A 25,826-nucleotide genomic window follows, 5' to 3' on the forward strand; every position below is an offset into this window, starting at 1 on the left:
CGCAGAACATACAGATTTCTCGCGGCTTTTCCAGTTCCTAAATCCCGCGGAGAATTGCTTTTACCCCCGCAAAGCCATAGTCTGCTTCGCAAGGGGTATAACAGAAGAAACTGTGGGGATCGGATTGCCGGAAAAAGGCCTTGATCAACAACGGCTTAGATGGCGCGATCGCTTGTCTGTCAAACAGGCAAGGATTGCGGTCGGCCTTACTTTGCTGATCGGCCTGTTATTTAGTGGCATTCAGATTGTCTGGGATCTTCGAGAAGAACAGAACCTGATTGACCGCACCGTAAACCAGGTTCTGGCAACGCTGCGCGAGTCTGCGACCCAGGCTGCATATGGACTGGATGAAACACTCGCAGCCCGTGTTATTTCCGGCCTGTTTGAATATGAGCCTGTCTACGAGGCCGAGCTTCGCGACAACTTCAAAAATGTTCTGGCACGCAAGACCGAAAAGCCAATCAATTCCAACCGCACATTCCTGACCCAGATCATGTTTGGGGAAAATCAGGAATACGAAATCCCGCTGAATACAGACGGACCAAACGGTCTGGTCGGCCATCTTAGTGTCAAGATCGACACCGACATGATCGCAGAGGGTTTCATCAACCGTGCATCGCGCATTCTGTTATCGGGAATTGTGCGCAACCTCCTGCTCGGTCTGGTTCTGGTTGCTTTTTTCTATATCACACTGACCAAACCGCTTCTGGGCATTGCCGCACAATTACGCCAAATCGATCCGGAAAAGCCCGACTCTGCTGCCATCAACATTCCGCCGCACCATGCCCGCAATGAACTTGGCATGATCTTGCAGACAACACGTGGGCTGGTCGAACGGGTTTCATCAACACTCGACAGATTGCTTGAAAGCCAGCAAAAGGTCCGCGATCGTGAAAGCCGCCTGAGCGCCATCGTTCAAAATGTCGCGGACGGCATTCTGACCATCACGCCGACCGGCCGCATTATCGAATGCAATGCAGCAACCAAAGAGATCCTCGGCCTGATGCGAGATGAGACTCCGAAGGGCCGTACATTACATGAATTCCTGCTGCCACGCGCTGTGCCGCTTCTCGAACACAGTCTGGAAGAACTCGCCGCACACGCCCCTGGCGCAGAGGCCGTTGAAAAACGCTTTACCCTGCCGATTGTGCGCGCCGATCAGAAGGAAATCGATGTTTCCATTGCATTGCGCCTGATCCCCGATAGCGCAACACCATTGATGACGGCTGTTCTGAACGACATCACCGTGCGAAAGCGTTACGAAGAACAACTGGTCTATATGGCCAATCATGACACGCTGACCAATCTGCCCAACCGCAGCATGCTTGAACGCAGCCTGTCAGAAGCCCTAAACACCCATAAAAACAATGCGTCCGAGCGCAGTGGCGCCACCGCGATCCTGTTCATTGACCTTGATCGTTTCAAGGTTATCAATGACAGCCTTGGTCATGATGTCGGAGACCTGATGCTCAAGGCCGTCGCACTCAGATTGCAACGCGTGATCGGGCGACAGGAAATTGTCGGCCGATTGGGCGGCGACGAATTCCTGATCATTATTCCTGACCTTAAGGAAACGCAGGATGCCGTCATTCTGTCGCAGGCCGTACTTGATGCCTTGGCACCGGCCTTTGACATCAAGGGACGCGTTCTGTTTGTTACACCGTCTATCGGGATTGCCCTTTATCCATCTGATGGGGAGGATTTCCCGGCCCTCATGCGCAATGCCGACACCGCAATGTATAGTGCGAAATCCAGCGGCGGCGGCACCTATCACTTCTTTACCAAGACCATGAATGAAAGTGCCATGGCGCGCCTTGTGATCGAAAATGATCTGCGCGAAGCTCTGGTGAAGGATGAGTTTGAACTGCATTACCAGCCGAAGGTCGATCTGCGCACAAACCAGGTCTGCGGCCTTGAAGCGCTGATTCGCTGGAAACAGCCTGGCCGAGGCTATATTTCGCCAATGCAGTTTATTCCGGTTGCCGAGGAAACCGGCCTGATCAGCAGAATTGGTGAATGGGTTTTCCGCGAAGTCTGTCGCCAGATTTCCGAGTGGGAGGCTCAATCACTCCCGCCGATGCCGATTGCGGTCAATTTGTCACCAAGACAATTGATCGAGGGCCACATCACAGAGACGATTTCACGCATCCTTGCCGAGACGGCAACACCAGCCGCCCGTATTGTGCTTGAAGTCACCGAAACGGCGATGATGCAGGAAATCAAGAAGGCGGCCACCATCCTTGATGAGCTGCGCCATCTTGGTTTAAAGATCGCAGTTGATGATTTTGGTACCGGATATTCGTCACTCGCCTATCTCAAACGGTTGCCGATCAATTCCATCAAGATCGACCGTTCGTTCGTCCGGGATGTCACGATCGACACAGACGACGCCGCGATCACGCGCACCATTATTGCGATGGGGCACAACCTTGGCCTCAAGGTTGTCGCCGAAGGGGTCGAGACCCAGGAACAGATGAATTTCTTGCGGGAATGCAATTGTGATGAAGTCCAGGGCTTCCTGATCGCAACTCCGCTGCCGCCCGAAGAAATTGTCCAATACATTCGACGACCATCAATCGACATACCGAGTGAAATCTAGCCCGCCAGACATGCCCAATTAATAGATGCTTCGCCACCACTGCCCCGCAAAATCGAGATGAAAATGCCAAACACCAAATCCGTATTGCTCGTTGATGACAGCAAGTTTGCCCGCCTTCTGGTCAAGGCATTCATTTCCAGCAACTTTGCCAATTGGGAAATCGACGAGGCCGAGGATGGCGCCAAGGCGCTTGAGATGGTTGATGCCAAAACCTATGACTACATGCTGGTTGATTTCAACATGCCGGGCATGGATGGGCTTGAACTGGGCGAAAAGCTGCGCAGCCGGTTCCCCGGGGCTGTAATTGCGCTTCTGACTGCCAATATTCAACAGGAGATCCAGAACAAGGCCGAGAACCTTGGCCTTGATTTCATCGCAAAGCCCCCGACTGAGGACAAAATTCGCGACTACATCATGTCGCGGGAAGCAACCCGATGATCGAACTGACCGAACTTGAACATGATACAATCAGTGAACTGATCAATATTGGTGTCGGGCGTGCTGCGTCGTCGCTTTCTGAAATGGTTGATCAGCCGGTTGAATTGACCGTGCCTGCCATCTCGTTTGTCGAACGGTTTTCCGACAGCGAGCTGGCCAACGCCCCGACCGAAGTTGTTTCTGCCGTCAGTCAAAGTTTTCATGGCCCGTTTACCGGTGAAGCCATGCTGGTATTCCCGGAAGTTCGCAGTCTGGAACTTGTCCGAAGCTTGCTTAAAGTCGACGTGCCGCTTGATACGCTGACCGATCTTGAACAGGAAGCCCTGATGGAGGTCGGCAACATTATCCTCAATGCCTGCCTTGGCAGTATTTCGAATGTGCTGGGTGAACCGATCAATTGCTCCATGCCGACGTTTCGCAAACGCGAAACGCGTGCATTGCTTGACGACGACACCGCAGGGGGCAGCACCGCAACGAATCCCGTTTTGATGATTTTGCATGTACAATTCATGCTGCGTCAGAACGATATCGATGGCTATGTGCTGTTTGTGATGGACTTGGAGTCCATCCAGATGTTGCGTGAACTGGTGCGGCGTTTTCTGGCCAACTCCCTTGGATAACCGGTGAGAGGTGAATGACAAAGTCGCAATCCGCTAAGGGGGATCAACCCCCGTCATTTGATCTGAACCGTGACAGCGATGCTGCTGATCTTTTTGCCGCACTGCTTGATACGGCAGATACAGGGCTGATTGCGCTTGCCCCGGACGGGACGATTTGCCACTGGAACCAGTGGATGCAAAGCCGGTCGGGCAAGGATGCCGATCAGGTGATGGGCAAGGCGTTGCACGATGTGTTCCCCGACACAAAACTCGGCCGTGTCAGCCTTGCGATTGAAGATTGCCTGAAATTCGGCATGCCGGCTGTCATTTCGCCCTCGCTCAATCAGGGTGCCTTGCCGCTTCGTCCCCTACCGCAATTTGCCGCCAGCTTTGATCGTATGGAACAATCCATTCGTGTTCATCCGATCCAGACCAAGCGTAATGGCACGCTTTGTTCATTGATCATTCGCGACGTCACACTGGCTGTTCAGCGCGACCGTCTTTTGCGCCAGCAGGCCGCCGAGCTGGCCGACCTTGTGACTCAAACCAAACGCAGCGAAGACCGCACACGCGCGATTTTGCAAAACACCATCGATGCCATTCTTGTCGCCTCTGACGATGGCAGCATCGAACCGCTTAATTCCCGCGCGCAGGAGCTTTGCGGTCCGACGGGTGATCCGGAACTGCGCAACATCATCCGGTTTTTGCTGCCTGATAGCGAACATACCCCGCTGACCCCGCCGCCGCCAAACCGGCTTTTGACCGACCTTGGCACCGGCGTGATCGAAGTGCTGGCATCCACACTCAGTGGTCGCAATGTGCCGCTTGAAGTCGCGATCAGCCATTTCTCCGCCGATCAGCGTTATCACTACATCATTACGCTGCGTGATATTTCCCAGCGCAAACGTCACGAAAAAGAAATCCAGCGCACGATGCAGGAACTTGAACGTTCGAACGCGGAACTCGAACAGTTCGCCTATGCCGCCTCGCATGACTTGCAGGAACCGCTGCGCATGGTTTCAAGCTACACGCAGTTGCTTGCCCGGCGGTATGAGGGGCAACTCGACGAAACTGCTGACGAATTCATTCATTACGCGGTTGATGGCACGCAACGCATGCAGCGGATGATTGATGACCTCCTGACCCTGTCGCGGGTTGGACGCCACGGCAAACCGTTCAATCCCGTCCCGCTCGACAATCTGTTTGATGCCATTGTCACCAATTTCAGGCGTGCCGGTTCCACCCCCGAAGGCAACATCATCCGCGAAGGCCACCTGCCGACCGTTATGGGGGATGCAAGCCAGTTGCTGTTGTTATTCCAGAACCTGGTGTCAAACGGGCTTAAATACAGCGATCCGAAAAACGGTCAGGTAAGGATTTTTGCCTCGGAAACACCCGATAGCTATCGGATCTTTGTCGCCGATAACGGGATCGGCATCGACCCGCAATATCACGAAACCATATTTGAAATCTTCAAGCGCCTGCATGGCTATGGGGATTATGCGGGGACGGGAATTGGTCTTGCGATCTGTAAAAAGATCGTCGATCGCCATGGCGGCGGTATTGATGTCACCAGCAAACCCGGCCAGGGCAGTACATTTTGTGTAGAGCTGCCAAAAGAATTGTCGATTGTCGCCGCATCCGAAAGCATGTAGCTTTCAGTTTACGTAAGCGTAAAGATGATTGAGCCCCCATGAGCGACAGCTACACCATCACCGATCTTGCCCGCGAATTCGAAGTCACCACCCGAACCATCCGCTTTTACGAGGATCAGGAACTGATTTCGCCCGAACGGCAAGGTCAGACCCGGATCTATAGCCAGCGTGACCGTGTGCGCCTGCGCCTGATCATGCGTGGCAAGCGGCTTGGATTTTCACTAAAGGAAATTCGGGATCTTCTGGATCTTTATGACGGCGATCGCAGCGAGATCACCCAACTGACCACACTGGTCGACAAGGTCAATGAACGCCGCGCAACACTTCGCAAGCAGCGTGAAGACATTGATGCAACGCTTGATGAACTCGACAAACTTGAAGAAACTTGTCAGGAAGAATTGTCGCGCAAGAAGGCAGGCTAAGAGCCCTGCCCTTTGCTGGCTTTATTGACTGCTACCTGTTGGGTTCTGAACCTTGGCCAACCGGGCTTCCGAAGGGCGGGACAGGATAAAACAGCTAACAGGAATGGCGACCAGAAGCTGAATAAACGCCACCCAGCGGTTCTCGATCAGCACCAATGACGCCGTAATCACCACCAGAAACGCGACCATCGCAAGGGTTTTGGCACGGCGATTGATCACGCCATATTCGTTCCATTGACGGATCGACAAACCAAAACGCGGATGATTGCATATCCAGTCATGCAGGCGCGGCGATCCCTTGGCAAACAGCCAAGCGGCCAGAAGCATGAAGGGCGTCGTTGGCAAAAGCGGTAGGAAAATACCGATCACACCAAGACCAACAGAAAGCCACCCAAGGGCCAGATAGATATGCGAGACGCGCAGCATTGATTTCCTGTTTACAGTCAGCCCGACCCCTGACAGGTTAAAGCAGAGCTTAATGTAGGCATAGAAATCAGCAAATTCAATCAATCGCCGACCATCGCACTCAGTTAATTGATCACCTTGAAACAGTTCGACAATCTGCACGGTTTCCCATGCTTGAAATTGAAAATGGCCTCTATCTGGATGAACGCCATCTGAGTTTTCAGTTTGTCCGTGCCTCCGGCCCGGGCGGGCAGAACGTCAACAAGGTTTCCAGTGCTGTTCAGATGCGTGTGCGCATTGATGACCTGACCGAATTGCCAATGCATGTACGCAATCGCCTGCGTGAACTTGCCGGCAGCAAATTGACCAATGACGGCGAAATCATTTTTGACGCGCAGCGCCATCGCACCCAGGAACGCAACAAGCAGGATGCGATCGACCGTTTTCTGGCACTTTTACGCAAGGCCGCCGAACGCAAAAAATACCGGGTCAAAACCCGACCCAGTCTTTCTGCCAAACGCAAACGCGTCGATTCCAAAAAGAAGCGCGGTGATACCAAGAAGATGCGGCAAAAACCGTCCTATTGATCGACCCCACACAAAGGCCTGCCATGACCATCGACTGGAACAGGATTTCAGCGGCGCCACTGCCAGCCAATTGCGGGTGGAAGGGAACCTATCGCGTTCGTTATTCCGAGATCGGCGACAATGGCAAGGTCATGATGTCTGCACTGGCCGACTATATGCAGGATGCCGCCGGTTGGGGCGCACGTATCCTGAAACTGGCCTATGATGATACGGTCGATCAGGGCATTGCATGGGTTCTGGCGCGCATGGTCATTCATATGCGAGATTATTCGAGAAATGGCGAAGATATCCTGATTGAGACATGGCCGTCGGGGGTATCACGCCGGGTCGCCACCCGTGATTTTCGCCTGACCAATAGCAAGGGCGACATCATCGGTGTCGCGCAAAGTTTCTGGGTGATGTTTGACCTTGGCACCCGTCGTGCGGCCCAATGGCCTGATTGGGTAGCCGAACGCCTGCCCGATCCGCCCGGCCCCAAATTGATCGAGCCCCCTTTGCGAACAGGCTTTACTAACGATCCTTTGCCGAACATGGATAACATCAAGGCACGGCCGTCTGATCTTGATCTGTATGGGCACGTCAACAATGTGCGCCTGATGCAATGGGTTATGGGGGTTGCGGGTCCGGACGGTCGACCGGATTTTCACCCGGAAAGCCTTGATATTCAGTTCCGCAGTGAATGCCGTGTGCAGGAACGTGTCGCCATTCGTCATGCGGATGGCTTTGCCGCCATCACCCGCGAAGAAGATGGCACCGATCTGGTGCGTGCCCACATCGTGCCGTTTAACCAGACCGCCGTGGCCTAGGCCCAAATGCCGTGGAGGTTGGCCTAGCGCCCATCCATCATCGCATCAAACAAATCGGCAATCGGCTTGAAGCTTTTGCGGTGATGGGCAGTTGGGCCCACCTCGCCCAGTCCAGCCATATGCTTTTTGACGCCATACCCGGCATTACCTTCCCAGCCAAAGAACGGGTATCGCGTGGCAAGGCGGGCCATGGCGCGGTCACGCACCACCTTGGCTACGATTGATGCCGCAGCAATTGAAAGCGACTTGCTATCGCCTTTCACCACCGTTTCCACCGCACAGGGCAATCCGGGATCGCGATTGCCATCGACCAGTGCCTGATCAGGCAAAGCCCCAAGACGACTGACAGCACGGCGCATGGCGACATAGGTCGCCTGCAGGATATTGATCTGGTCAATCTCGCGCACGGATGCCGCGCCAATGCCGACTTCGGCACAGTTCATGATAACGCCGTAAAGGTGATCACGTTTCTTGACCGAGAGTTTTTTGGAATCATTAAGCTCGGACAGCAGCTCCACCGGAAGACGTTTATCGCGTGGCAGGATAACCGCCGCCGCCACGACCGGACCAGCCAGCGGCCCGCGACCGACCTCGTCGATCCCGGCAATACGGCCCTGATACTGATCTTCGATGGAAAAATCCGGCATGGCGATCTCTGTCCCGTCCCTCTCTGTCATTCGTCTTAGCAACTGGGATGCACGCAGGCAACACACCCTAAAAACAAAAACGGCACCGGTTTCCCGGTGCCGCTTGAATTCATCAAAGGTCCTGACCCTTTCAGGTTTCCTTTTCCTGATATTCCTCGCTGGGGTCATAGCCTTCGGGTCCGATCGGATCAAAGGTTGCCCACCCTTCATTCTGTTTGCTGGGCGGCAGTTCCTTGTTCGGATCAACATTCAGCAACATGTACGCCTTGGCGATCAGGTTTGCTGTGATCGGCGCTGTCAGGAAGATAAACAGCGTGATCAGCAATTCGTGAATGGTGAATTTACCGCGTTCAATCCAGAAGAATAGCATGGACGCAATCAAGACACCGCCAAGCCCGACAGTACTGGCCTTGGTCGGTGCATGCAGGCGCGGCAGAAGATCGCGCAACTTGATCATCCCGAACGACCCAACCAGCAAGAACAGTCCGCCGATCACGATCAGAAGCGAAATGATGAGTTCAACAACAAACGGCATCGTTACGCTCCCTTATTCGATGATGTCGCCGCGCAAGACGAACTTGCAATAGGCCACGGTTGAAACAAACCCGAACATCGCAAACAGCAATGCTCCTTCGAAATACATTGCGGTTGCCTTGCCAATCCCGTACAGCACCAGAAGGGCAATGGCATTGATCGCCATGGTATCAACGGCCAGAACCCGGTCTGCCGTGGTCGGCCCGACGGTCAAACGATAAAGGTTCATCAGAAGTGCCAGCGCAACGCAGATAAAGCCGAAATTCAGTGCATAATCGATCATTCGAAAATCTCCTTCAGACGGCGTTCGTAGCGGTTCTTGATATCGTCCACCACGCTCTGCGGATCGGGTGCGTGCAGGCAATGCACAAGCAGGCTTTTGGCATCGGCACTCAGATCAATCGTCACGGTTCCCGGCGTCATGGTGATCGTACCGGCAAGCGTTGTGATCGCCTCTGGCGAGGTCAGATCAAGCGGCACGACAACCGACTTTGATTCCAGACTTTCGGTTTTGCGAAACAGGATCAAACCAGCCACGATCACATTCGCCACCAGAATGTCCCACAGCACAATCAGCCCGTACTCACAGATCCCATAAACATTGCGCAAGCGCGGTCGATCCTGCCAGAAACTGGCCGTGATCAGCGGAATGATGATCGCCAGAATAAGCCCAAAGATCACCGCACCGGCCGAGACTTCATTGACCAGGAACACCCAGACAACAAGCAGCACAAGTGTCAAAAGCGGATGGGGCAGATAACGTTTTATCATCTTTCTATCCTCTCCCCTTATTGACCGACCAGTGACAGGGCGTTTGCGCCCAGCACCGCTTCGATGTAATGCGACGTATCAAACAACTGTGCCGCAACACCGTTCAGATACTCGGTAATCGGTCCGGCAAAGATGGTCAGCGCAATCAGGCCACTGACCATACCGCAACTGGCAATGATCGGAAGAACCGGCCATTTCGCACCTTCGACCGTGATTTCGCCATCGACGGAGGCACTTTTCCAGAACAGCACACTGCCCGCCCGACCAAACCCGACGATGCACATCAGTGACGTCACCAGAATGATCGACCAGATCCAGACCATGGCATCGCTGTCGCGTGCCGCATCAAGGATCTGAAGTTTACCGATAAAGCCACTGAGTGGCGGCATCCCGGCCATACCGATCGCACCGATAAAGAACAGAACAGCCAGGAAGCCGGTCTGATGGAAGCGCGGCGCGGTATGCAAGCTATCGCCGAACTGCCCGCGGCGTGACACCACAAGATCGGCAATCAGGAACAGGGCCGCCGCCGAGAAGGTCGAATGCAGCATATAATAAAGACCGGCCGAAATCGCTTCGGGCGTGAACAGCCCAATGGCAATCAACAAGGTCCCCATCGATCCGATCACCGAAAAGGCGATCAGACTGTTAAGACGTTTCGCCGCAAGAACCCCGGTCATACCAAGTACCAGGGTCACCAGTGCCGCCGGCAGGACATACGGCGCTGCAAGCCATGCCATGTCGCCTGCTGTATCGCCAAAGGCCATCGAATAGACACGCAAAACGCAATAGGCCCCGACCTTGGTCATGATGGCAAACAGGGCGGCCACCGGTGCCGGCGCATTGGCATAGGTGCCCGGCAACCAGAAGTGAACCGGTACAAGTGCGGCCTTCACACAGAACACCAGAAGCAGGATCAACGCACCGGCACGCAGCAGGGCTGCATCACCCGACGCAACATTGGTCACCTGAATGGCAAGGTCGGCCATGTTCAGCGTCCCGGTGACGGAATAGATCATGCCGACACCAATCAGGAACAAGGACGAACCTGTCAGGTTGATGACGACATATTGCATCCCGGCCTTCAAACGTTCTGCCCCCGCGCCATGCAGCATCAAGCCATAGGACGCAATCAGCAGAACTTCGAAGAACACGAACAGGTTAAAGATGTCACCGGTCAGGAACGCACCATTGACCCCCATCAGCTGGAACTGGAACAGGGCATGGAAATGCTTGCCGCGCTGATCCCATTCGCTTGATGCAAAAAGAACAACGCCAAGACCCAGAAGCGATGTCAGGAACACCATCATCGCCGAAAGACGATCAAGAACCAGAACAATGCCAAACGGTGCCGGCCAATCCGAAAGCGCATACATTTCTGGGCCATTGCCACTGGCATAAACCAGAAGCGAAAGTGTGACGGCCACAAGGGCGACCGTTGCCGTGATGGAAAATACGCGCTGCAGAATAATGTCGTGACGCACCGCCAGAACAATCAGGGCGGCCATCACGGCGGGCAGCACTATGGGAACAACAATCCAGTCACCCATCAGTTTTTATCTCCTGCTTCGGATGGCGCGCCAACCGGACGACCGTCAACATGGTCATTACCGATTTCAAGGAAAGTCCGGATCGACAAAACAACGATCAATGCCGTCATACCGAACGAAATCACAATCGCCGTCAGGACAAGCGCCTGTGGCAATGGATCGGTATATTCGGTGACACCCTCACGCAGGATCGGCGGCATGTTGATTGTCAGACGTCCCATGGCGAACAGGAAGACGTTCACAGCATAGGACAGCAGGGCCAAGCCAACAACCACCGGGAAGGTTCGCCCGCGCAGCAACAAATAAGTCCCGCACGTGGTCAGAAGCCCAATACTGCTTGCGACAAGAAATTCCATATCAGGCCTCCTTGCCCGGCGTTGCCGCCGGTGCTGCCGACAACGATGGATCGTGGTCCATCGGCTCGGTATTTATTTCGACATGTTCGGCCATACGTTCGACCTGCGAAAGTTTGGCAAGTGCCAGCATCACTGCCCCGACCACGGTCAGGAAGACGCCAAGGTCAAAGCCCATGGCTGATGCCAGTTCAAACTCACCAACGATTGGCAGGTGAACATGAACAAACCCGCTGGTCAGGAACGGCAGACCCGCAACCCAGGCTGAGACACCGGTAATCGCCGCGGCAATCACGCCAAGACCGATCATGCCATGGTAATTGACCTTCATGCGGTTCTGGGTCCAGCCAAAGCCCGACGCCATATACTGCATGACCAACGCAACCGACACGACCAGACCGGCGATAAAGCCACCGCCTGGTTCATTGTGACCGCGCAGGAAGATGTAAACACCCACCATCAGCGACAGCGGCAACATCACACGCGTTGCCACCACCATCATCATCGGGTGACGATCGGCCGAGCGACGGTTGCTGACAACCCAGTTGGCCAGACGTTTGGCCGCCTCGCCCTGGGTCACGGTTTCAATAAGTGCAAAGATCGAAAGTGCGGCAATCCCAAGAACGATGATCTCGCCAAAGGTATCAAAGCCACGGAAGTCAACGAGGATGACGTTCACAACGTTGGTGCCACCACCCTCGGTTTTCGAGTTCGCCAGATGATAGGACGAGATCGTGTTTGGCAGATCGCGGGTCATGATCGCCCAGATCGCACCACCAACCCCAAGACCCGCCGCAATCGAGACGATGCCATCACGCATTTTGCGGCCCGGCAGGCTTTCCTTCGGCGTTTCCTTGGGCAGGATGTTAAGGGCAAGCAACATCAGAATGACTGTCACCACCTCGACCGAAATCTGCGTCAATGCAAGGTCCGGTGCCGAAAGGTAGATAAAGCCAAGCGACACGATCAGACCAACCACACCGACCAGAAGCAAGGTCAGCAAACGGTTGTGATGCATAAAGACCGACGCAATACAGGTCACAACCAGTAACAGCCAGCCAATCGCGGCAGGCGGCGAGACTTCAAGAAGCTCACGCGTGCCTGACTGGAAGTCCGGTTGCGCATAGAAGCCCGAGAGCCCGATCCCGATGGAACCGATGATCGTGATAGCAAGATAACGCTGCAACGATCCGTTATGAAGATTGTCCGAAACCAGTCGGCTGAGCGCGACGGCCTTGGCCATACCGCAATCAAACATTGCCTTGGCATCGGGCCGCGACAGGTTGGCGGTTGCCGACATCAGGCCACCATGGCGCATCAGCAAAAGCGATCCACCGATAATCGCAATCACACTCATGCCAAGGGCCGGTGTCAGACCATGCCAAAGTGACAGGTGATATTCCGGCAATTCACCACCGATAACGGCCCCTGCAGTCGCAGCGACCAGTGGCCCTGCGATGGCTGCCGGGAACAGGCCGATCAGAACCACCAGAACCGTCAGCAATGCGGGCGGTGCCCACATACCAAACGGCGGATCATGCGGATGATGCGGCAGGTTTTCATCACGCGGCTTGCCCAGCCAGACATGGAAAATAAACCGGAAGGAATAGGCCACCGAGAACAGGGCACCAACGGTTGCCAGAAGCGGAACCACCCAGTTCTGATCCAGCCACATGGTGTGCCATGCTTCTTCCAGCATCATTTCCTTGGAAATGAAACCATTGAGCGGAATGATCCCGGCCATCGAGGCGGCGGTGATGATCCCAATGGTGCCTGCAATCGGCATCAGGTTGAGCAACCCGCCAAAACGACGAATATCGCGGGTCCCGGTTTCATGATCGATGATACCGGCCGTCATAAACAGGGCCGCCTTGAAGGTCGCGTGGTTGATGATGTGAAATACCCCGGCAACGGCCGCCATCGGCGTCCCGAAACCAAGCAACATGGTCACAAGACCAAGGTGGCTGACCGTCGAGTATGCCAGAAGCCCCTTAAGGTCGTGCTTGAAGATCGCAATCCATGCGCCCAGCACCATGGTCACCAGACCAGCCGTCGCAACGATATAGAACCATTCCGGCGTGCCTGACAGAACCGGCCACATGCGCGCCATCAGAAAGATGCCCGCCTTCACCATTGTGGCCGAGTGCAGATAGGCCGAAACCGGCGTCGGTGCGGCCATCGCGTGCGGCAGCCAGAAGTGGAACGGGAATTGTGCCGATTTGGTAAAACAACCCAGCAAAATCAGGATCAAGGCCGGCAAATACATCGGCGATGCCTGGATCAGACCGGCGTTCTGCAAGATCACGGTCAGATCATAGGACCCGACAATATCGCCAAGGATAAGCATCCCGGCAATCATTGCCAAACCACCAGCACCGGTCACGGCAAGCGCCATGCGCGCGCCCTGACGGCCTTCAGGCAAATGTTTCCAGTACCCGATTAGCAGGAACGATGACAGCGATGTCAGTTCCCAGAAAATCAACAGCAGCAGGATATTATCGGAAAGAACGATGCCGACCATGGCCCCCTGGAACAACAGCAGGAACACATAGAACCTGCCCATCGGGTCGTCCTTGGAAAGATAGAACCGCGCATAGATGATAATCAGAAGACCGATACCCAGGATCAGGGTGGCAAACAGCAACCCGAGCCCATCGAGGAAGAAGGTCACATTCAGACCCAGTTCCGGAAGCCAACTATAACTGACCTGAAATACCTCGCCGGCAATGACCGCCGGGGCCTTTGCCATCAGCAAGATCAGGGCAAGCAGCGTGACAGAACCGGTCGCTGTGGCACAAGCATTGCGCCCGGCCCTGATCATTATGGCGGGTAACACCGCCCCAATGAAGGGAAGCAAAACAATGAGGGTGAGACTCATGAAAGACCCTTATTTTTGGATATTCGCCGCATCGCCCCGAACGCGAGACAGCAAGAAAATTCCGCCAGAAGTTAATATTAGTACTGATAATGGTCAAGAAAACCCAAACAGCGCAGCTTTTTAACACCCTGCTGTCAAGTGAAGCCGATCACCAAAGATCGCAATTATAGCGGGCAAACCTTACTTTTTACCGCCTGCGAGCTGTATCGCCTCTGGCATCATGCGCAGTCTGACCATGGCAATCGTTCCCAAAACAGGCCCGACAGCCAACATGGCAAACGCCCCCCACCAACCTGTCTGATCGGCGATAACCGGCACAAGATGGATGGAAACAAGCGCAATCAGGAACCCGATGGCATTTTGCAGGGTTAATGCCGTGCCGACCTGATGTGGGTCGGCCAGTTCAATGACGCAGGACGAGAATTGGGCGGAATCCGCGATCACGGAGATCCCCCAAACGATGCAAACCACAATAAGAAGGATGATCGGGGCATCGGATAGCCCACCGGCAACTATCGCACAGGCGCCACTAACGATCATGGCGGCAATCGTCACCGTGGTTCTGCCAATCCGGTCAGCATAATACCCCCCGGCCAAGGACCCGAACGCACCGATGCCAACAATGGCAAAGGTTGAAAGTGCGGACCAGACACCGGGATTGTCCATCACACGATCCGAAAACGCGCCATACAGGAACAATCCGATCCAGCCCCACATGGCATACAGTTCCCACATATGCCCAAAATAGCCATAGCAGGCATGGCGCAGCGGCTTGTTTGACCAGATCTTGCCAACCATTTTCGGATCAAAGCGGGGCGACCGTCCCGGTGTCCCGCCCAGATGCACAAACAGGATGGCAATCGCCGCGATATAGGCGGTTACACTGGCGGTCATGATCACGTATCGCCAGTCGAGTGGTACCGCCACCGCGAACAGGTGCGGCATGGCAGAGCCGATGGTCAGCGCCCCGACCAAAAGCCCGACCAAGAAACCGGTATCCCCGCGTGACCAGGTTGCAACCATCTTCATGCCAATCGGGTAAATCCCGGCCATACAAACGCCCGTGATCAGGCGCAACAGGATCACAACAATCCCGTCAACCGGAACAACGAGGATCAGGATATTGGCGGTCGCGGCAATCATCGCCGATGCCGCCCAAAACCGCCGGGGTTCGATGCGATCCGCCAGACCCAGGATCGCACTGGTTACAGTTCCCAGAACGAAGCCCAGCAATACCGCACTGGTAAACAACGACGACTGCAATGCGCCAATACCAAACTCGCTGCGCAATTGCGGCAGCACCGCCGTGGCCGAAAACCACAGCGCAAGCGCCATCAGCTGGCAGACCGTAATCATGGAAACGGCAAAAACCTTGCCCGTACGCACCGTGCTTCCCCCGCGGCATTTTTAGTATTTCGGCCATCATACACAGATGTTGCCGAATGCCTATCTTGGAACAGTTCACCTTTCCAGCCGTTTAACAAGGACCCCGACACCTGAAATGGCAGGAAGGTCACAATGGATTTGCTAGATCAATATTCAAACGGCGTCATGACCGCACTTGGTTTCTTCTGGAACGCGCTGTGGGCGTTTGTTCTTGGCTACGCCATCAGTGCCGCAATTCAGGTTTTCGTCCCCAAGAACCGCCTGACTGCGCATATGGGCGACGCCGGGATCGGGAGTGTTTCGCTTGCCGGTCTGTTTGGCGCGATATCAAGTTCATGCTCGTTTGCGGCCCTTTCGGCGGCACGATCGCTGTTTCAGAAAGGCGCACATTTCATTGCCACTGTCGCCTTCATGTTCGCATCGACCAATCTGGTCATTGAACTTGGCGTTCTGATCTTCCTGTTTCTGGGGTGGCAGTTTCTGGCCGCGGAAATCATTGGTGGTATCCTGATGATTGCGATTTCGGCTGTTCTGATCCGCGTGACATATCCCAAGGAGATGATTGAAGCCGCCAAACAACATGCTGACCAGGAAACCGGCAGCGAAGAAGACGACTTCGACTGGAAGAAACGCATCAAGTCCAAACAAGGCTGGCAACAGGTCGGCAACCGCTTTGTCATGGAATGGCAGATGGTCTGGCGTGAAATCCTGATCGGTTTCACGATTGCCGGCTTTATTGCGGTCTTTGTCCCGGCCGATTTCTGGCAGACCCTGTTCCTTGCCGGGGACGGCACGGGTAAAGCGGCAGACTTGCCGTTCCTGACCGTTCTTGAAAACGCCCTTGTGGCACCATTTGTCGCCGCCGCGACCTTTATCGGCTCAATGGGGAACATTCCATTGGCCACGGTTCTCAGTGCCGGGGGTGTCAGCTTTGCCGGGATTATGGGCTTTATCTATTCGGACCTGATGGTCCCGCCACTGGTCAAGGTCAATGCCCGGTATTATGGCTGGAAAACTGCGCTTTATATCGCGGGGGTCATGTATGCCAGCATTGTGGCCACCGCCCTTATCCTGCATTACGCCTTTGTCGCACTCGGCGCCCTGCCCGAAAGCAGTCGCGACATCGCCGAGGTGAGCGCCTTTGGCGTCAATTATACGCTGTTCCTCAACATCGCGGCCTTTGGGCTGATTGGCATCTTGCTGTGGCTCCGCCGCGAAGGCCAAAAGGCAGCACACCATGACCACGAGCATGATCATGGTGGCCATGACCACAACCACGGTCATGATCACGATCACGATCATGATCACGACCATGGCGACGGATCTTTGCTTTCGCTTAAAAACGTGATTGTCGGGACCGCACTTACGCTGCTTGCAGGTGGTCTGGTGCTTAAGGCAATCAGCTTGATCTAGAAAAAAGTGCCGCCGGCAAAGCCGAGCGGCACAGGTTTCCCGAGCGGGAATGAAACATTAAGTCAGTCAACTTAATCAGGTTAGATCACGCCGATCATCAATCACCTTGCCGTCATTGGGCAGACTGCCAACCTCTGCGGCCAAAACCGTCCCGCGCAGTTTGCAAACGCTGGCAAGGGTTTCGGCAATCGCATCAATCTGGCCGTCATCAATACCCTCGCAGGTCAGGGTCATGACGTCGTTGTCGTTTTCGCGGGTAACGACAAGCCGCGCCTTGGCAATATCGCCATGACGTTTGACGATTTCGCCGATCTGTTGCGGATGGACAAACATGCCCTTGATCTTGGTGGTCTGATCGGCACGCCCCATCCAGCCCTTGATACGATGGTTTGTGCGACCACAGGCACTTTCACCCACAGCAATTGCCGACAAGTCGCCGGTCGCAAACCGGATCAGCGGATAGTCCATGTTAAGCGTGGTAACGACGACTTCGCCAACCTCGCCCTCTGCCACCGGCTCGCCCGTGCCCGGACGGACGATTTCAAGAATGATGTCTTCGGCAACAATCATGCCGTCCTTGGCATCGCTTTCATAGGCAATCAGGCCTAGATCGGCACTGGCGTAACATTGCAGCATGGCGATATCACGTTCGGCAAACCACGACCGCAGACTTTCCGGCAATGCTTCGCCCGATACCAATGCGCGCTTGATCGATGAAATATCCGCACCGAGTTCCTCGGCCTTTTCGATCAGGATTTTGAGGAAGGATGGCGTGCCGCTATATCCGGTTGGCTTAAGATCGCTGATTGCCTTGACCTGTGCTTCGCTTTGCCCGACCCCGGCCGGAACGACAACACACCCACAGGCACGTGCGCCACTGTCAAAGATGAAGCCACCCGGTGTCAGGTGGTAGGACAGGCAGTTATGCACGATATCGCCGGGGCGGAACCCGGCGGCAAAGAACGCACGACCCATCCGCCACCAGTCATCGCCCTTGCCCTGCGGGTCATAGATCGGCCCCGGGCTTTGGAACAGGCGCGCCATCGCCGGGATTGGCGTTGCGTTCAGACCCGCAAGCGGCGGTTCCTTGGCCTGTGCATCAATCAGATCCGACTTGCGGGTCAGCGGCAGTTTCGCCAGTGCCTCGCGGGTGGTGATTTTTTGCGGTTCGATATCGGCCAACAGTCGACCATAAGCCTTCGATTGTGATTTGGCATGATGCAGAATGCGCGGCAGTGCTGCCATCAAGCCGGCCTCGCGGCTTCCGGGAGTTCGCGTTTCGCGCTCGTCATAGTAAGTTTTAAGCATCATACCCGTCTTTCATTCAAAGGCGTCCACCACACCGATATACGGCCCCGGTGTTTTAATCCTAGAGCCAACGTTTGCGGCGCTTGTAGGATTTGATGTTCTTGAAGCTTTTGCGTTCTTCAGAACCGCCGCCCAGATAGAATTCCTTGACGTCCTCGTTATTCAGAAGCTCGTCACGGGTGCCATCCAGAACAACCTTACCGCTTTCCATGATGTAACCATAGTCGGCAACCTTAAGCGCAAAGTTGGCGTTCTGTTCAACAATGAGCATCGTGATGCCCTGCTCGCGGTTGATCTTCTCAATGATCCCGAACACTTCCTTGACCAGAAGCGGCGACAAGCCCATTGACGGCTCATCAAGCAGGATCATTTTGGGCCGCGCCATAAGCGCACGGCCGATCGCCAGCATCTGCTGCTCCCCACCTGAAAGGTACCCGGCAAGTCCGGTTCGTTCCTTAAGGCGCGGGAAGTATTCAAAGACCATTTCAATATCGTCTTTGACCTTGTTGTCCTTGCGCGTATAGGCGCCAAGACGCAGGTTTTCGATGCAGGTCATGTCCTCAATGATACGGCGGCCTTCCATAACCTGAAACAGGCCTGAGCGCACGATATCCTCGGGATTGCCATTGGCAATCTGGTTGCCCATGAAACTGATGTCACCACGGGTGACTTCGCCGTCTTCGGTTTTCAGCAAACCCGAAATCGCCTTAAGCGTCGTGGATTTACCAGCCCCGTTTGGGCCAAGAAGGGTAACGATCTTGCCTTGCGGAACCTCAAGCGAGACGCCACGCAGGACCAGAATCACCTCGTCATAGACGACTTCAATATTGTTGACCGACAGCATCGGTTCGGCGGTTTCTATTTTGCGGGCGGGCTCTGCCATGGTGTCCCTTTCGAATGATCTTCTTGTGGTCTCCAGCTGTCGGAGGCAGGGCATCTTGCGTCTTATGCCCTGCCTCCGAACAGTCTGGGAGACATTCGTCTTACTGGATGGTCTTAGTAACCAAGCCAGTCGTCACGACGCGGAAGCGTTACAGTCGTTACTTTTTCGACCGTTGCTTCACCGCCTTTGGCGCTACCGTTATAGATGTTGACGGTGTTGATGCCGCGATGGTCTTCGGCGGTCCAGGTTGCTTCCATGCAAACGCCTTCAAGACCGGCCGGCACCCAGTTCTGGCGGGCATACATGCCTGCCTTGATGTTCGCGCCGGTGATGCCGCCATTGTTCTTGGCCCATTCCATGGCTTCTTTCATGTAATAGGCAGAACAAATGCCACGGATATAGTGATGGGTGCGGAACTCTTCGCCAGAGCGGTCCGACATTTTGGAGATTTCGCGCACCAGATCCATGCCCGGAACACCTTCATCGGTCCAGAAGCTGGTCATCGCCGGGAAGATGTAGTTTTCGACATCGCCAATGGTTTTAAGGGTCTCGTAGTCACCGGCCCAGATGTTGGCCAGCCATTTCGGGGTCGCACCAACCGTGTCACAGGATTTCACCAGCGACACAACCGACGGGCCAAGGTTACCGAGGTAGCCATAGTTGGTCCCGGCTTCCTTAAGGGTCAGGCACTGTGCCTTGAAGTCACCCGGCTTCATCGAAACAACCACCGGTGCGGTTACTTCAAAGCCAAGCTCGGTTGCGTATTCCGCACAGGCTTCTTTCGGGGCATTCGGATAGGGGTGGTTATCGCCAATATGCGAGAACACCGGCTTGCCCGAACCACCAGACTGTTTCCAGTCTTCTGCAGCCCACTGAACCAGCGCACGGCAGGCATCGGAATAAGACGCACCATAGAAGAAGTTATAAGGTGCCGGTTTGGCGGTTTTCGGGTTTTTGCCCGTCGGGTCGGTCAGGTGACCGGAATAGGATGCGGAATAGACCGGCACTTCATCCTTGGCAACGAAGCTGATCAGGGCTTCGGTATCGCCCGTACCCCAGCCCTGCATCGCAACCATGTCGTTGCGCGAACGCCATTTCTTGTAGTTCGCAATCGCCTGCGGAACCTTGTAGGCATAGTCAACAGATTCAGAATCCAGAACCGTGCCATCAATACCGCCATGGGTGTTGATGTAAGACAGCGCATCGCGCACACCATCGGCATAGAACTTGCCAATAAAGCCGGTGGCACCGGTGATATCCATCAGATGGCCGACAAATACCATATCGTCATCTGCTTGTGCTGCCGAGAACGACAGCCCCGTTGCGACCATCGCGGTCGCTGCAATCAATCTTTTCATAACGACGTCTCCCTTGGACGTTTTCACTAAAGTAAGCCTCCCGGTCGCCCCGTTTTTGCCCCGGCCCTTTTGTTTTTTGTAAGCGGGCCGGGTTCGGGGTTTTAGTCAGTACGAGAAGGGATAAAGCTTCCAGTACGCCCTGATCTGTTGCCAGCGATGGGCAAGCCCATCCGGCTCAAAGATCAGGAACAGGATGATGGCCAGACCAATTGCCATCTCCTTGATATAGGCCAGCCCGTCGGTCACAGCCGTCGAATTGGCCCATTCAAAAACGCTCAGTGCGCTGACACCGGTTTCCATGACTTCGGGCAACAAAACCATAAACACCGTGCCCATCAACGTCCCTTTGACGGAACCAAGACCACCAATGATGATCATGCCGAGGAACTGGATCGATAGCAGAATGGTAAAGCCTTCGGCCGAGACAAAGCCCAGATAGTGGCCATACATCGCCCCGCCGACGCCGGCATAGAAAGACGAAATGGCAAAGCTCATCAGGCGATATTTCGTGAGGTTGATCCCCATGATTTCAGCCGAAAGATAATGGTCGCGCACAGCAACAAAGGCACGACCATCACGGGTCCGCATCAGGTTCGTCCCAAGCAAATACATCACCACGAGGAAGAACAGGCAGACATAGAAGAAGCTGAAATCATCCAGAACTTCATAGCCAAACACATTGACCGGATTGGCTGCCGCGCCATAGGAACCACCGGTAAACCATTCGGCCCGGGCAAAGAAATCTTCGAGGATGAACTGGGCTGCCAGTGTCGCAATCGCCAGATAAAGCCCCTTGATGCGGGCGGCGGGCAACCCAAACAGCATGCCAACCGCTGCGGTCATCAGACCGGCCAGCGGGATCGACAACAGGACAGGAATGCCGGTTGTGTTGTTGATCCAGGCCGATGCAAACGCACCAAAGCCAAAGAAGGCAGCATGGCCCAATGAAATCTGCCCGGTAAAGCCGACCAGAATATTCAACCCCAGTGCGGCAATCGCAAAATAGGAAATCTGAATGAACAGGTTGACGTAATAGCCATCCAGAACAAACGGGATCATGGCGACGGCAAAGATGCCAAGGATCGCGGCGTTGCGGATATAGGTCGTATCAAAGATGCGGGTATCCTGACGATAAGTCGTTCGGAAGTCACCGCAAGGACGTATAGAAAATCCAGCCATAGTATATCTTCCCTGTCCTCTAGATACGTTCGATGTCTTTGGTGCCAAACAGGCCATATGGCTTGATGCACAGGATAATGATCAGCACGTAGAACGGTGCGATCGAGAACAGGTTGCCCCAGTGCAGATACTGGCCGTCAACAAACTCCGCAGTGTTTTCAAGCAGACCAATGATCACGCCGCCGACAATGGCACCAATGATCGAATCAAGCCCGCCAAGGATCACCGCCGGGAACACCTTGATTCCGATCACCGAAAGGGCGGACGACACGCCATTGACCATGCCGATCACTATCCCGGCGACACCAGATACAAGGGCCGAGATTGCCCAAGACATCGCAAATACGGTTTTGACGGAAATACCAAGACTTTGCGCGACCTGCTGATCAAAGGCAGTTGCGCGCATGGCAAGGCCAAGCTTGGAATATTTAAAGAACCAATAGAACCCGGCCATGATGAACAACGAGATCACGAAGCTCATGATATAGGCCGTCTCGATCTGCATCCCCAACAGGTTGACCGATCGGGTTTCAAACACCTGCGGATAGGTCGCCGTGGTTGCCCCGAAAATCCACTTGGTTGCTGCCTGGAAGAAGATCGAAAGCCCGATGGTCACCATGATGACCGAGATGATCGGTTCGCCAATCATCGGTCGCAAGACAACCATCTGCAGAACGATGCCAAACGCCATCATGAACAGCAGGGTAAACAGGAAACCCAGCCAGAAGGGCATATGCATCTCGACAAGGAATGCATAACACACCCATGCCCCGATCAGCAGGAACTCACCCTGGGCAAAGTTGACGATCTGGGTCGATTTGTAGATCAGGACAAAGCACATGGCGACAACGCCATAGAGTGTCCCGACAATCAAACCGTTCAGCAGAAGCTGGAACAGAAGTTCGAAATTCATGTTGCCATCCCTGTAATGGCGACCCAAGCCTTTGGCCCGGGCCACAGTTATGCTGCTGCCTTATTCGGCGGCTTTCGGGGCCGTCTGTGCGGCCTTGTCATTATCAAGATCAACGACCTTCACACTCGTCTGGATGCGGGTTTTCGACCCGTCCTGGAAGGTGATCATGGTGTCGATATCAACCTTGTCATTGCCGGCATAAACCGCATCGATGATGTCGGCATATTTCTCGGCAACCACACCACGGCGCACTTTGCGCGTGCGGGTCAGTTCGCCGTCATCGGCATCCAGTTCCTTGTAAAGCAGAAGGAACCGCTTGATCCGTTGGGCTTCCGGAAGTGTCTTGTTCACTTCCCGGATTTCCTCGGTGATCATGTCATAGACCTGCGGCTGGGCTGACAGATTGGTGTAGTTGGTAAAGGCAATCCCACGCTGCTCGGCCCATTTCGCCATGATCGAATAACGAATACAGATCATGGTCGACAGGAACGGTAGGCCCTTGCCAAGAATCACGGCCTCGGCAATGAATGGCGAGAATTTCAGTTTGTTTTCAATAAACTGCGGCGAATAGCGCACCCCAGTGGAGGTTTCCGCCAGATCCTTCATGCGGTCAATCACCACAAGGTGCTTGTTCTCGTCCTTGAAGTAACCGGCATCACCGGTATGCATCCAGCCATCCCGGACATCCTCGTCATAGGCGGCCTGATTTTTGAAGTATCCGGTAAACATGCCCGACGTACGCGCAACGATTTCGCCAACACCATTTTCGTCGGTATTGATCACCTTGATCTCGGAATTATCAAAGGCAACGCCAACCGTATCGAAATCAATATCGCCCGGCTGATGGATGGTATAGGCGCCGCACAGTTCGGTCTGACCATAAAGCTGACGCAGCGGTACACCCATCGCATGGAAGAACCTGAAGGTTTCCGGGCCAATCGCGGCACCACCTGTCGCGGCGGAACGCAGATTGGAAAATCCAAGACGGTCTTTAAGCGCATTCATCAGGATCATATCGGCCATCTTCGAATGACCACCGGCATCCATCGCGGTGCGCGCCAGTGCCATGCCGAAATCAAACATCTTTTGCTTGAACGGTGTGGAATCCATCATCCGTGCGCGGACATCCGCTGCGATGGTTTCCCAAACGCGCGGTGCCAAAAGGACGAAGTTCGGACCAATTTCGCGCAGGTCGGCCATCATGGTTTCCTGCTCTTCGACGAAATTGACGATCTGGCGGCTGATCAGCGACTGACCAACGACATAGACCTGCTCCATAATCCATGGCAATGGCAGGACCGAGACATAATTGTCACCCGGATATTTCGGGTCAGCGCGAAGGTAAGCGGCACAGTGATCAAGGAAATCACCGGAATTGAGCATCGCCATCTTCGGCTTGGACGTCGTACCCGACGTGGTGCACAGAATGGCGCATTCATCGCCACGGGTGTCGGCAACCATCTGGTCATAAATGCCCGGATTTTTTGCCTCCAGCTCGCGGCCCAGTTCATAAAGCTTTTCGACATCCAGCAAACGCGGGTCGTCGTATTTGCGCATCCCGCGCGGGTCACAATAAACGATGTGGTCGACCGTCGGGATATCTTCGCCAAGCTCAAGCAGCTTGTCGCACTGTTCCTCGTCTTCGGCGATCAGGATGCGCGCGCCTGAATAGGTAATCAGATAGGCGACTTCTTCGTGCAGGCTGTCCTGATAAAGACCAACCGACATACCGCGCAGCGCATGCGCCGCGATTTCGGCCCAAACCCATTCCGGACGGTTTTCACCGATGATACCAACAACATCGCCCTGCCCAAGGCCAAGGGCGCGCATGCCAAGCGCCATCCATTTGACGCGGTCGTTATAATCCTGCCAGGTAAATTCCTGCCAGATGCCGAATTCCTTTTCGCGCATGGCGACTTCTTTGGGCCAGTTGCGCGCATTATAAGCCAGTACTTTCGGGAAGCTATCAAGCGACTGAACGTCGGCATATTCCGGGATATTGCTGCTCATGATCAGGCCACCTGCTCGTCTTCGTCCGTGTCGTCGTCTTCTTCGCCGAGATAGGCTTTCTTGACATGCTTGTTGGCCATGACTTCTTCCGGCAGGCCTTCGGCAATCTTGCGGCCGAAATCAAGGACCATCACCCGGTTGGAGATATCCATCACCACACCCATGTCGTGTTCGATCATGACAACGGTCATGCCCCACTCTTCATTGAGATCGATGATAAAGCGCGCCATGTCCTCTTTTTCTTCGAGGTTCATGCCCGCCATCGGCTCATCAAGCAGGATCAGGTCCGGACGCAACGCAACAGCACGCGCAAGCTCGACCCGTTTGCGCAAACCATAGGAAAGCGTGCCGGCGGTCGCCTTGCGGATATGGGAAATTTCAAGGAAGTCGATGACGTCTTCGCAGAAACGACGATGGTCGAGCTCTTCTTTCTGCGCGCCGCCAAACCAGTAAAGCGGCCCGTTCAGAAAGTTGTTCTTAAGCAGGTGGTGACGCCCGACCATGATGTTATCAAGCACATTCATGTGCCCGAAAAGCGCCAGGTTCTGGAACGTACGCCCGATACCAAGTTCGGCGCGATCATTCGGCTTGAGCCCGGTAACATCCTTGCCCTTGAAAGATACCGAACCGGTCGTTGGCGTATAGCGCCCCGAAACGCAGTTCAGCATGGATGTCTTACCGGCACCGTTCGGGCCGATAATCGAAAAAAGCTCGCCCGGCTGAACGGAGAAGCTGACATCACTCAGCGCACGCACGCCGCCGAAAACAAGCGACACGTCGCTAATCTCTAAAATAGGACTCTGTGACGTCATGCCGTCGCATTCCTCCCTGACTTGGGCCGCAAATGCCGCAGAACCGCATTTCGGGTTCTTTCGCGTGAAAATTTGCAAACCGCTGTTCAGTTTCCCTGATGATGTGTCGGTTTATTTTATGACCCTGACCTTACGGAAACCGGGCCTGACACATTTAATAGGCATTTAAGTACCAATTTCAGCATATTGCGTCAATGCAATGATTCTCAAGGGGTTGGGAGTTTTCTACAAATTCGCACCGCACAATTATTTGACGACAGAATACGCCGACCGCTCTACCCTTGATTACGTAGCGTTATCTCAGGTTGCAGGTCGCAGAC

At 54.6% G+C, this 25,826-nt stretch carries 24 protein-coding genes; 8 read left to right on the top strand and 16 right to left on the bottom strand.

Features of this window, described 5'->3' with window-relative positions; genetic code table 11:
• The first annotated feature begins 172 nt into the window (after window positions 1-172).
• The 5 genes from TH4_RS02630 (at window position 173) to TH4_RS02650 (ending at window position 5,713) form a co-directional block, all read left to right on the top strand.
• Window positions 173-2,599 carry a putative bifunctional diguanylate cyclase/phosphodiesterase gene (locus TH4_RS02630; protein ID WP_209272102.1) on the top strand — a complete coding sequence of 809 codons (2,427 nt, stop codon included), beginning with the start codon at window positions 173-175 and terminating at the stop codon, window positions 2,597-2,599.
• Between the two features lie 63 nt (window positions 2,600-2,662).
• Window positions 2,663-3,037, top strand: coding sequence for a response regulator transcription factor (locus TH4_RS02635; RefSeq protein WP_064780019.1), 375 nt, complete (start codon window positions 2,663-2,665; stop codon window positions 3,035-3,037).
• Window positions 3,034-3,657, top strand: a complete 624-nt coding sequence (locus tag TH4_RS02640) for a chemotaxis protein CheC (RefSeq protein ID WP_063088606.1) — start codon at window positions 3,034-3,036, stop codon at window positions 3,655-3,657. The genes TH4_RS02635 and TH4_RS02640 overlap by 4 nt, the downstream gene beginning before the upstream one ends.
• Before the next feature lie 14 nt (window positions 3,658-3,671).
• Complete coding sequence (locus tag TH4_RS02645; protein ID WP_064779802.1) at window positions 3,672-5,291, top strand: ATP-binding protein; 1,620 nt, start codon at window positions 3,672-3,674, stop codon at window positions 5,289-5,291.
• A 38-nt stretch (window positions 5,292-5,329) separates the two neighbouring features.
• Complete coding sequence (locus TH4_RS02650) at window positions 5,330-5,713, top strand: MerR family transcriptional regulator (protein WP_064779803.1); 384 nt, start codon at window positions 5,330-5,332, stop codon at window positions 5,711-5,713.
• A gap of 21 nt (window positions 5,714-5,734) precedes the next feature.
• On the opposite strand, the gene TH4_RS02655 is transcribed toward TH4_RS02650, so the two are convergent.
• On the bottom strand, window positions 5,735-6,139 hold the full coding sequence (locus TH4_RS02655) for a YbaN family protein (RefSeq protein ID WP_063088603.1): 405 nt from the start codon (window positions 6,137-6,139) through the stop codon (window positions 5,735-5,737).
• Window positions 6,140-6,288: 149 nt separating this feature from the next.
• On the opposite strand from TH4_RS02655, the gene arfB reads away from it, so the two are divergent.
• Both arfB and TH4_RS02665 read left to right on the top strand, forming a co-directional pair.
• Window positions 6,289-6,705 carry an alternative ribosome rescue aminoacyl-tRNA hydrolase ArfB gene (arfB, locus tag TH4_RS02660; protein ID WP_063088602.1) on the top strand — a complete coding sequence of 139 codons (417 nt, stop codon included), beginning with the start codon at window positions 6,289-6,291 and terminating at the stop codon, window positions 6,703-6,705.
• 23 nt (window positions 6,706-6,728) lie between these two features.
• Entirely contained in the window at window positions 6,729-7,511 is a 783-nt protein-coding gene (locus TH4_RS02665) for an acyl-[acyl-carrier-protein] thioesterase (protein ID WP_064779804.1), read from the top strand.
• Window positions 7,512-7,534: 23 nt separating this feature from the next.
• Here the strand turns inward: TH4_RS02665 and TH4_RS02670 are convergent, their stop codons facing one another.
• The 8 genes from TH4_RS02670 to TH4_RS02705 all read right to left on the bottom strand — a co-directional run bounded on the left by TH4_RS02670 (window position 7,535) and on the right by TH4_RS02705 (window position 15,630).
• A complete protein-coding gene (locus TH4_RS02670) occupies window positions 7,535-8,158 on the bottom strand; it encodes a ribonuclease HII (protein WP_064779805.1) in 624 nt (207 codons plus the stop codon).
• 130 nt (window positions 8,159-8,288) lie between these two features.
• Window positions 8,289-8,693 carry a Na+/H+ antiporter subunit G gene (locus TH4_RS02675; protein WP_064779806.1) on the bottom strand — a complete coding sequence of 135 codons (405 nt, stop codon included), beginning with the start codon at window positions 8,691-8,693 and terminating at the stop codon, window positions 8,289-8,291.
• Between the two features lie 12 nt (window positions 8,694-8,705).
• Window positions 8,706-8,975 (bottom strand): K+/H+ antiporter subunit F, encoded by a 270-nt coding sequence (locus TH4_RS02680; RefSeq protein WP_063088598.1) that lies wholly within the window; start codon window positions 8,973-8,975, stop codon window positions 8,706-8,708.
• Entirely contained in the window at window positions 8,972-9,463 is a 492-nt protein-coding gene (locus TH4_RS02685) for a Na+/H+ antiporter subunit E (protein ID WP_064779807.1), read from the bottom strand. The genes TH4_RS02680 and TH4_RS02685 overlap by 4 nt, the downstream gene beginning before the upstream one ends.
• Before the next feature lie 17 nt (window positions 9,464-9,480).
• Window positions 9,481-11,013, bottom strand: a complete 1,533-nt coding sequence (locus tag TH4_RS02690; protein ID WP_064779808.1) for a monovalent cation/H+ antiporter subunit D — start codon at window positions 11,011-11,013, stop codon at window positions 9,481-9,483.
• Window positions 11,013-11,369, bottom strand: a complete 357-nt coding sequence (locus TH4_RS02695) for a Na+/H+ antiporter subunit C (RefSeq protein WP_064779809.1) — start codon at window positions 11,367-11,369, stop codon at window positions 11,013-11,015. Before TH4_RS02695 ends, TH4_RS02690 begins: the two co-directional genes overlap by 1 nt.
• Window position 11,370: 1 nt before the next feature.
• Window positions 11,371-14,244, bottom strand: a complete 2,874-nt coding sequence (locus TH4_RS02700; RefSeq protein WP_064779810.1) for a monovalent cation/H+ antiporter subunit A — start codon at window positions 14,242-14,244, stop codon at window positions 11,371-11,373.
• Between the two features lie 180 nt (window positions 14,245-14,424).
• On the bottom strand, window positions 14,425-15,630 hold the full coding sequence (locus TH4_RS02705) for an MFS transporter (protein WP_083996949.1): 1,206 nt from the start codon (window positions 15,628-15,630) through the stop codon (window positions 14,425-14,427).
• A 132-nt stretch (window positions 15,631-15,762) separates the two neighbouring features.
• Here TH4_RS02705 and TH4_RS02710 point away from each other — a divergent pair, with 132 nt between their 5' ends.
• Entirely contained in the window at window positions 15,763-17,043 is a 1,281-nt protein-coding gene (locus TH4_RS02710) for a permease (protein WP_064779812.1), read from the top strand.
• Window positions 17,044-17,118: 75 nt separating this feature from the next.
• On the opposite strand, the gene TH4_RS02715 is transcribed toward TH4_RS02710, so the two are convergent.
• The 7 genes from TH4_RS02715 to TH4_RS02745 all read right to left on the bottom strand — a co-directional run bounded on the left by TH4_RS02715 (window position 17,119) and on the right by TH4_RS02745 (window position 25,506).
• Window positions 17,119-18,354: a phenylacetate--CoA ligase family protein gene (locus TH4_RS02715; protein WP_083996950.1), complete on the bottom strand. Its 1,236-nt coding sequence runs from the start codon at window positions 18,352-18,354 to the stop codon at window positions 17,119-17,121.
• Window positions 18,355-18,412: 58 nt separating this feature from the next.
• Window positions 18,413-19,195, bottom strand: a complete 783-nt coding sequence (locus tag TH4_RS02720) for an ABC transporter ATP-binding protein (protein WP_008889240.1) — start codon at window positions 19,193-19,195, stop codon at window positions 18,413-18,415.
• Between the two features lie 152 nt (window positions 19,196-19,347).
• Complete coding sequence (locus TH4_RS02725) at window positions 19,348-20,592, bottom strand: ABC transporter substrate-binding protein (RefSeq protein WP_064779813.1); 1,245 nt, start codon at window positions 20,590-20,592, stop codon at window positions 19,348-19,350.
• 105 nt (window positions 20,593-20,697) lie between these two features.
• Entirely contained in the window at window positions 20,698-21,771 is a 1,074-nt protein-coding gene (locus TH4_RS02730; protein ID WP_008889238.1) for a branched-chain amino acid ABC transporter permease, read from the bottom strand.
• Window positions 21,772-21,790: 19 nt separating this feature from the next.
• Window positions 21,791-22,684, bottom strand: a complete 894-nt coding sequence (locus tag TH4_RS02735) for a branched-chain amino acid ABC transporter permease (protein ID WP_008889236.1) — start codon at window positions 22,682-22,684, stop codon at window positions 21,791-21,793.
• A gap of 60 nt (window positions 22,685-22,744) precedes the next feature.
• Complete coding sequence (locus TH4_RS02740) at window positions 22,745-24,694, bottom strand: long-chain fatty acid--CoA ligase (protein ID WP_064779814.1); 1,950 nt, start codon at window positions 24,692-24,694, stop codon at window positions 22,745-22,747.
• A gap of 2 nt (window positions 24,695-24,696) precedes the next feature.
• Window positions 24,697-25,506 carry an ABC transporter ATP-binding protein gene (locus tag TH4_RS02745; RefSeq protein WP_040822694.1) on the bottom strand — a complete coding sequence of 270 codons (810 nt, stop codon included), beginning with the start codon at window positions 25,504-25,506 and terminating at the stop codon, window positions 24,697-24,699.
• Between the last annotated feature and the right edge of the window lie 320 nt (window positions 25,507-25,826).

The organism is Thalassospira tepidiphila MCCC 1A03514, from assembly GCF_001662875.1.
GTDB lineage: Bacteria > Pseudomonadota > Alphaproteobacteria > Rhodospirillales > Thalassospiraceae > Thalassospira > Thalassospira tepidiphila.

Coding starts and splice junctions, on each gene's coding strand:
- TH4_RS02635 (WP_064780019.1), top strand. CDS start 2,663: ATGCCAAACACCAAATCCGTATTGCTCGTTGATGACAGCAAGTTTGCC.
- TH4_RS02640 (WP_063088606.1), top strand. CDS start 3,034: ATGATCGAACTGACCGAACTTGAACATGATACAATCAGTGAACTGATC.
- TH4_RS02645 (WP_064779802.1), top strand. CDS start 3,672: ATGACAAAGTCGCAATCCGCTAAGGGGGATCAACCCCCGTCATTTGAT.
- TH4_RS02650 (WP_064779803.1), top strand. CDS start 5,330: ATGAGCGACAGCTACACCATCACCGATCTTGCCCGCGAATTCGAAGTC.
- TH4_RS02655 (WP_063088603.1), bottom strand. CDS start 6,139: ATGCTGCGCGTCTCGCATATCTATCTGGCCCTTGGGTGGCTTTCTGTT.
- arfB (WP_063088602.1), top strand. CDS start 6,289: ATGCTTGAAATTGAAAATGGCCTCTATCTGGATGAACGCCATCTGAGT.
- TH4_RS02665 (WP_064779804.1), top strand. CDS start 6,729: ATGACCATCGACTGGAACAGGATTTCAGCGGCGCCACTGCCAGCCAAT.
- TH4_RS02670 (WP_064779805.1), bottom strand. CDS start 8,158: ATGCCGGATTTTTCCATCGAAGATCAGTATCAGGGCCGTATTGCCGGG.
- TH4_RS02675 (WP_064779806.1), bottom strand. CDS start 8,693: ATGCCGTTTGTTGTTGAACTCATCATTTCGCTTCTGATCGTGATCGGC.
- TH4_RS02680 (WP_063088598.1), bottom strand. CDS start 8,975: ATGATCGATTATGCACTGAATTTCGGCTTTATCTGCGTTGCGCTGGCA.
- TH4_RS02685 (WP_064779807.1), bottom strand. CDS start 9,463: ATGATAAAACGTTATCTGCCCCATCCGCTTTTGACACTTGTGCTGCTT.
- TH4_RS02690 (WP_064779808.1), bottom strand. CDS start 11,013: ATGGGTGACTGGATTGTTGTTCCCATAGTGCTGCCCGCCGTGATGGCC.
- TH4_RS02695 (WP_064779809.1), bottom strand. CDS start 11,369: ATGGAATTTCTTGTCGCAAGCAGTATTGGGCTTCTGACCACGTGCGGG.
- TH4_RS02700 (WP_064779810.1), bottom strand. CDS start 14,244: ATGAGTCTCACCCTCATTGTTTTGCTTCCCTTCATTGGGGCGGTGTTA.
- TH4_RS02710 (WP_064779812.1), top strand. CDS start 15,763: ATGGATTTGCTAGATCAATATTCAAACGGCGTCATGACCGCACTTGGT.
- TH4_RS02715 (WP_083996950.1), bottom strand. CDS start 18,354: ATGATGCTTAAAACTTACTATGACGAGCGCGAAACGCGAACTCCCGGA.
- TH4_RS02720 (WP_008889240.1), bottom strand. CDS start 19,195: ATGCTGTCGGTCAACAATATTGAAGTCGTCTATGACGAGGTGATTCTG.
- TH4_RS02725 (WP_064779813.1), bottom strand. CDS start 20,592: ATGAAAAGATTGATTGCAGCGACCGCGATGGTCGCAACGGGGCTGTCG.
- TH4_RS02730 (WP_008889238.1), bottom strand. CDS start 21,771: ATGGCTGGATTTTCTATACGTCCTTGCGGTGACTTCCGAACGACTTAT.
- TH4_RS02735 (WP_008889236.1), bottom strand. CDS start 22,684: ATGAATTTCGAACTTCTGTTCCAGCTTCTGCTGAACGGTTTGATTGTC.
- TH4_RS02740 (WP_064779814.1), bottom strand. CDS start 24,694: ATGAGCAGCAATATCCCGGAATATGCCGACGTTCAGTCGCTTGATAGC.
- TH4_RS02745 (WP_040822694.1), bottom strand. CDS start 25,506: ATGACGTCACAGAGTCCTATTTTAGAGATTAGCGACGTGTCGCTTGTT.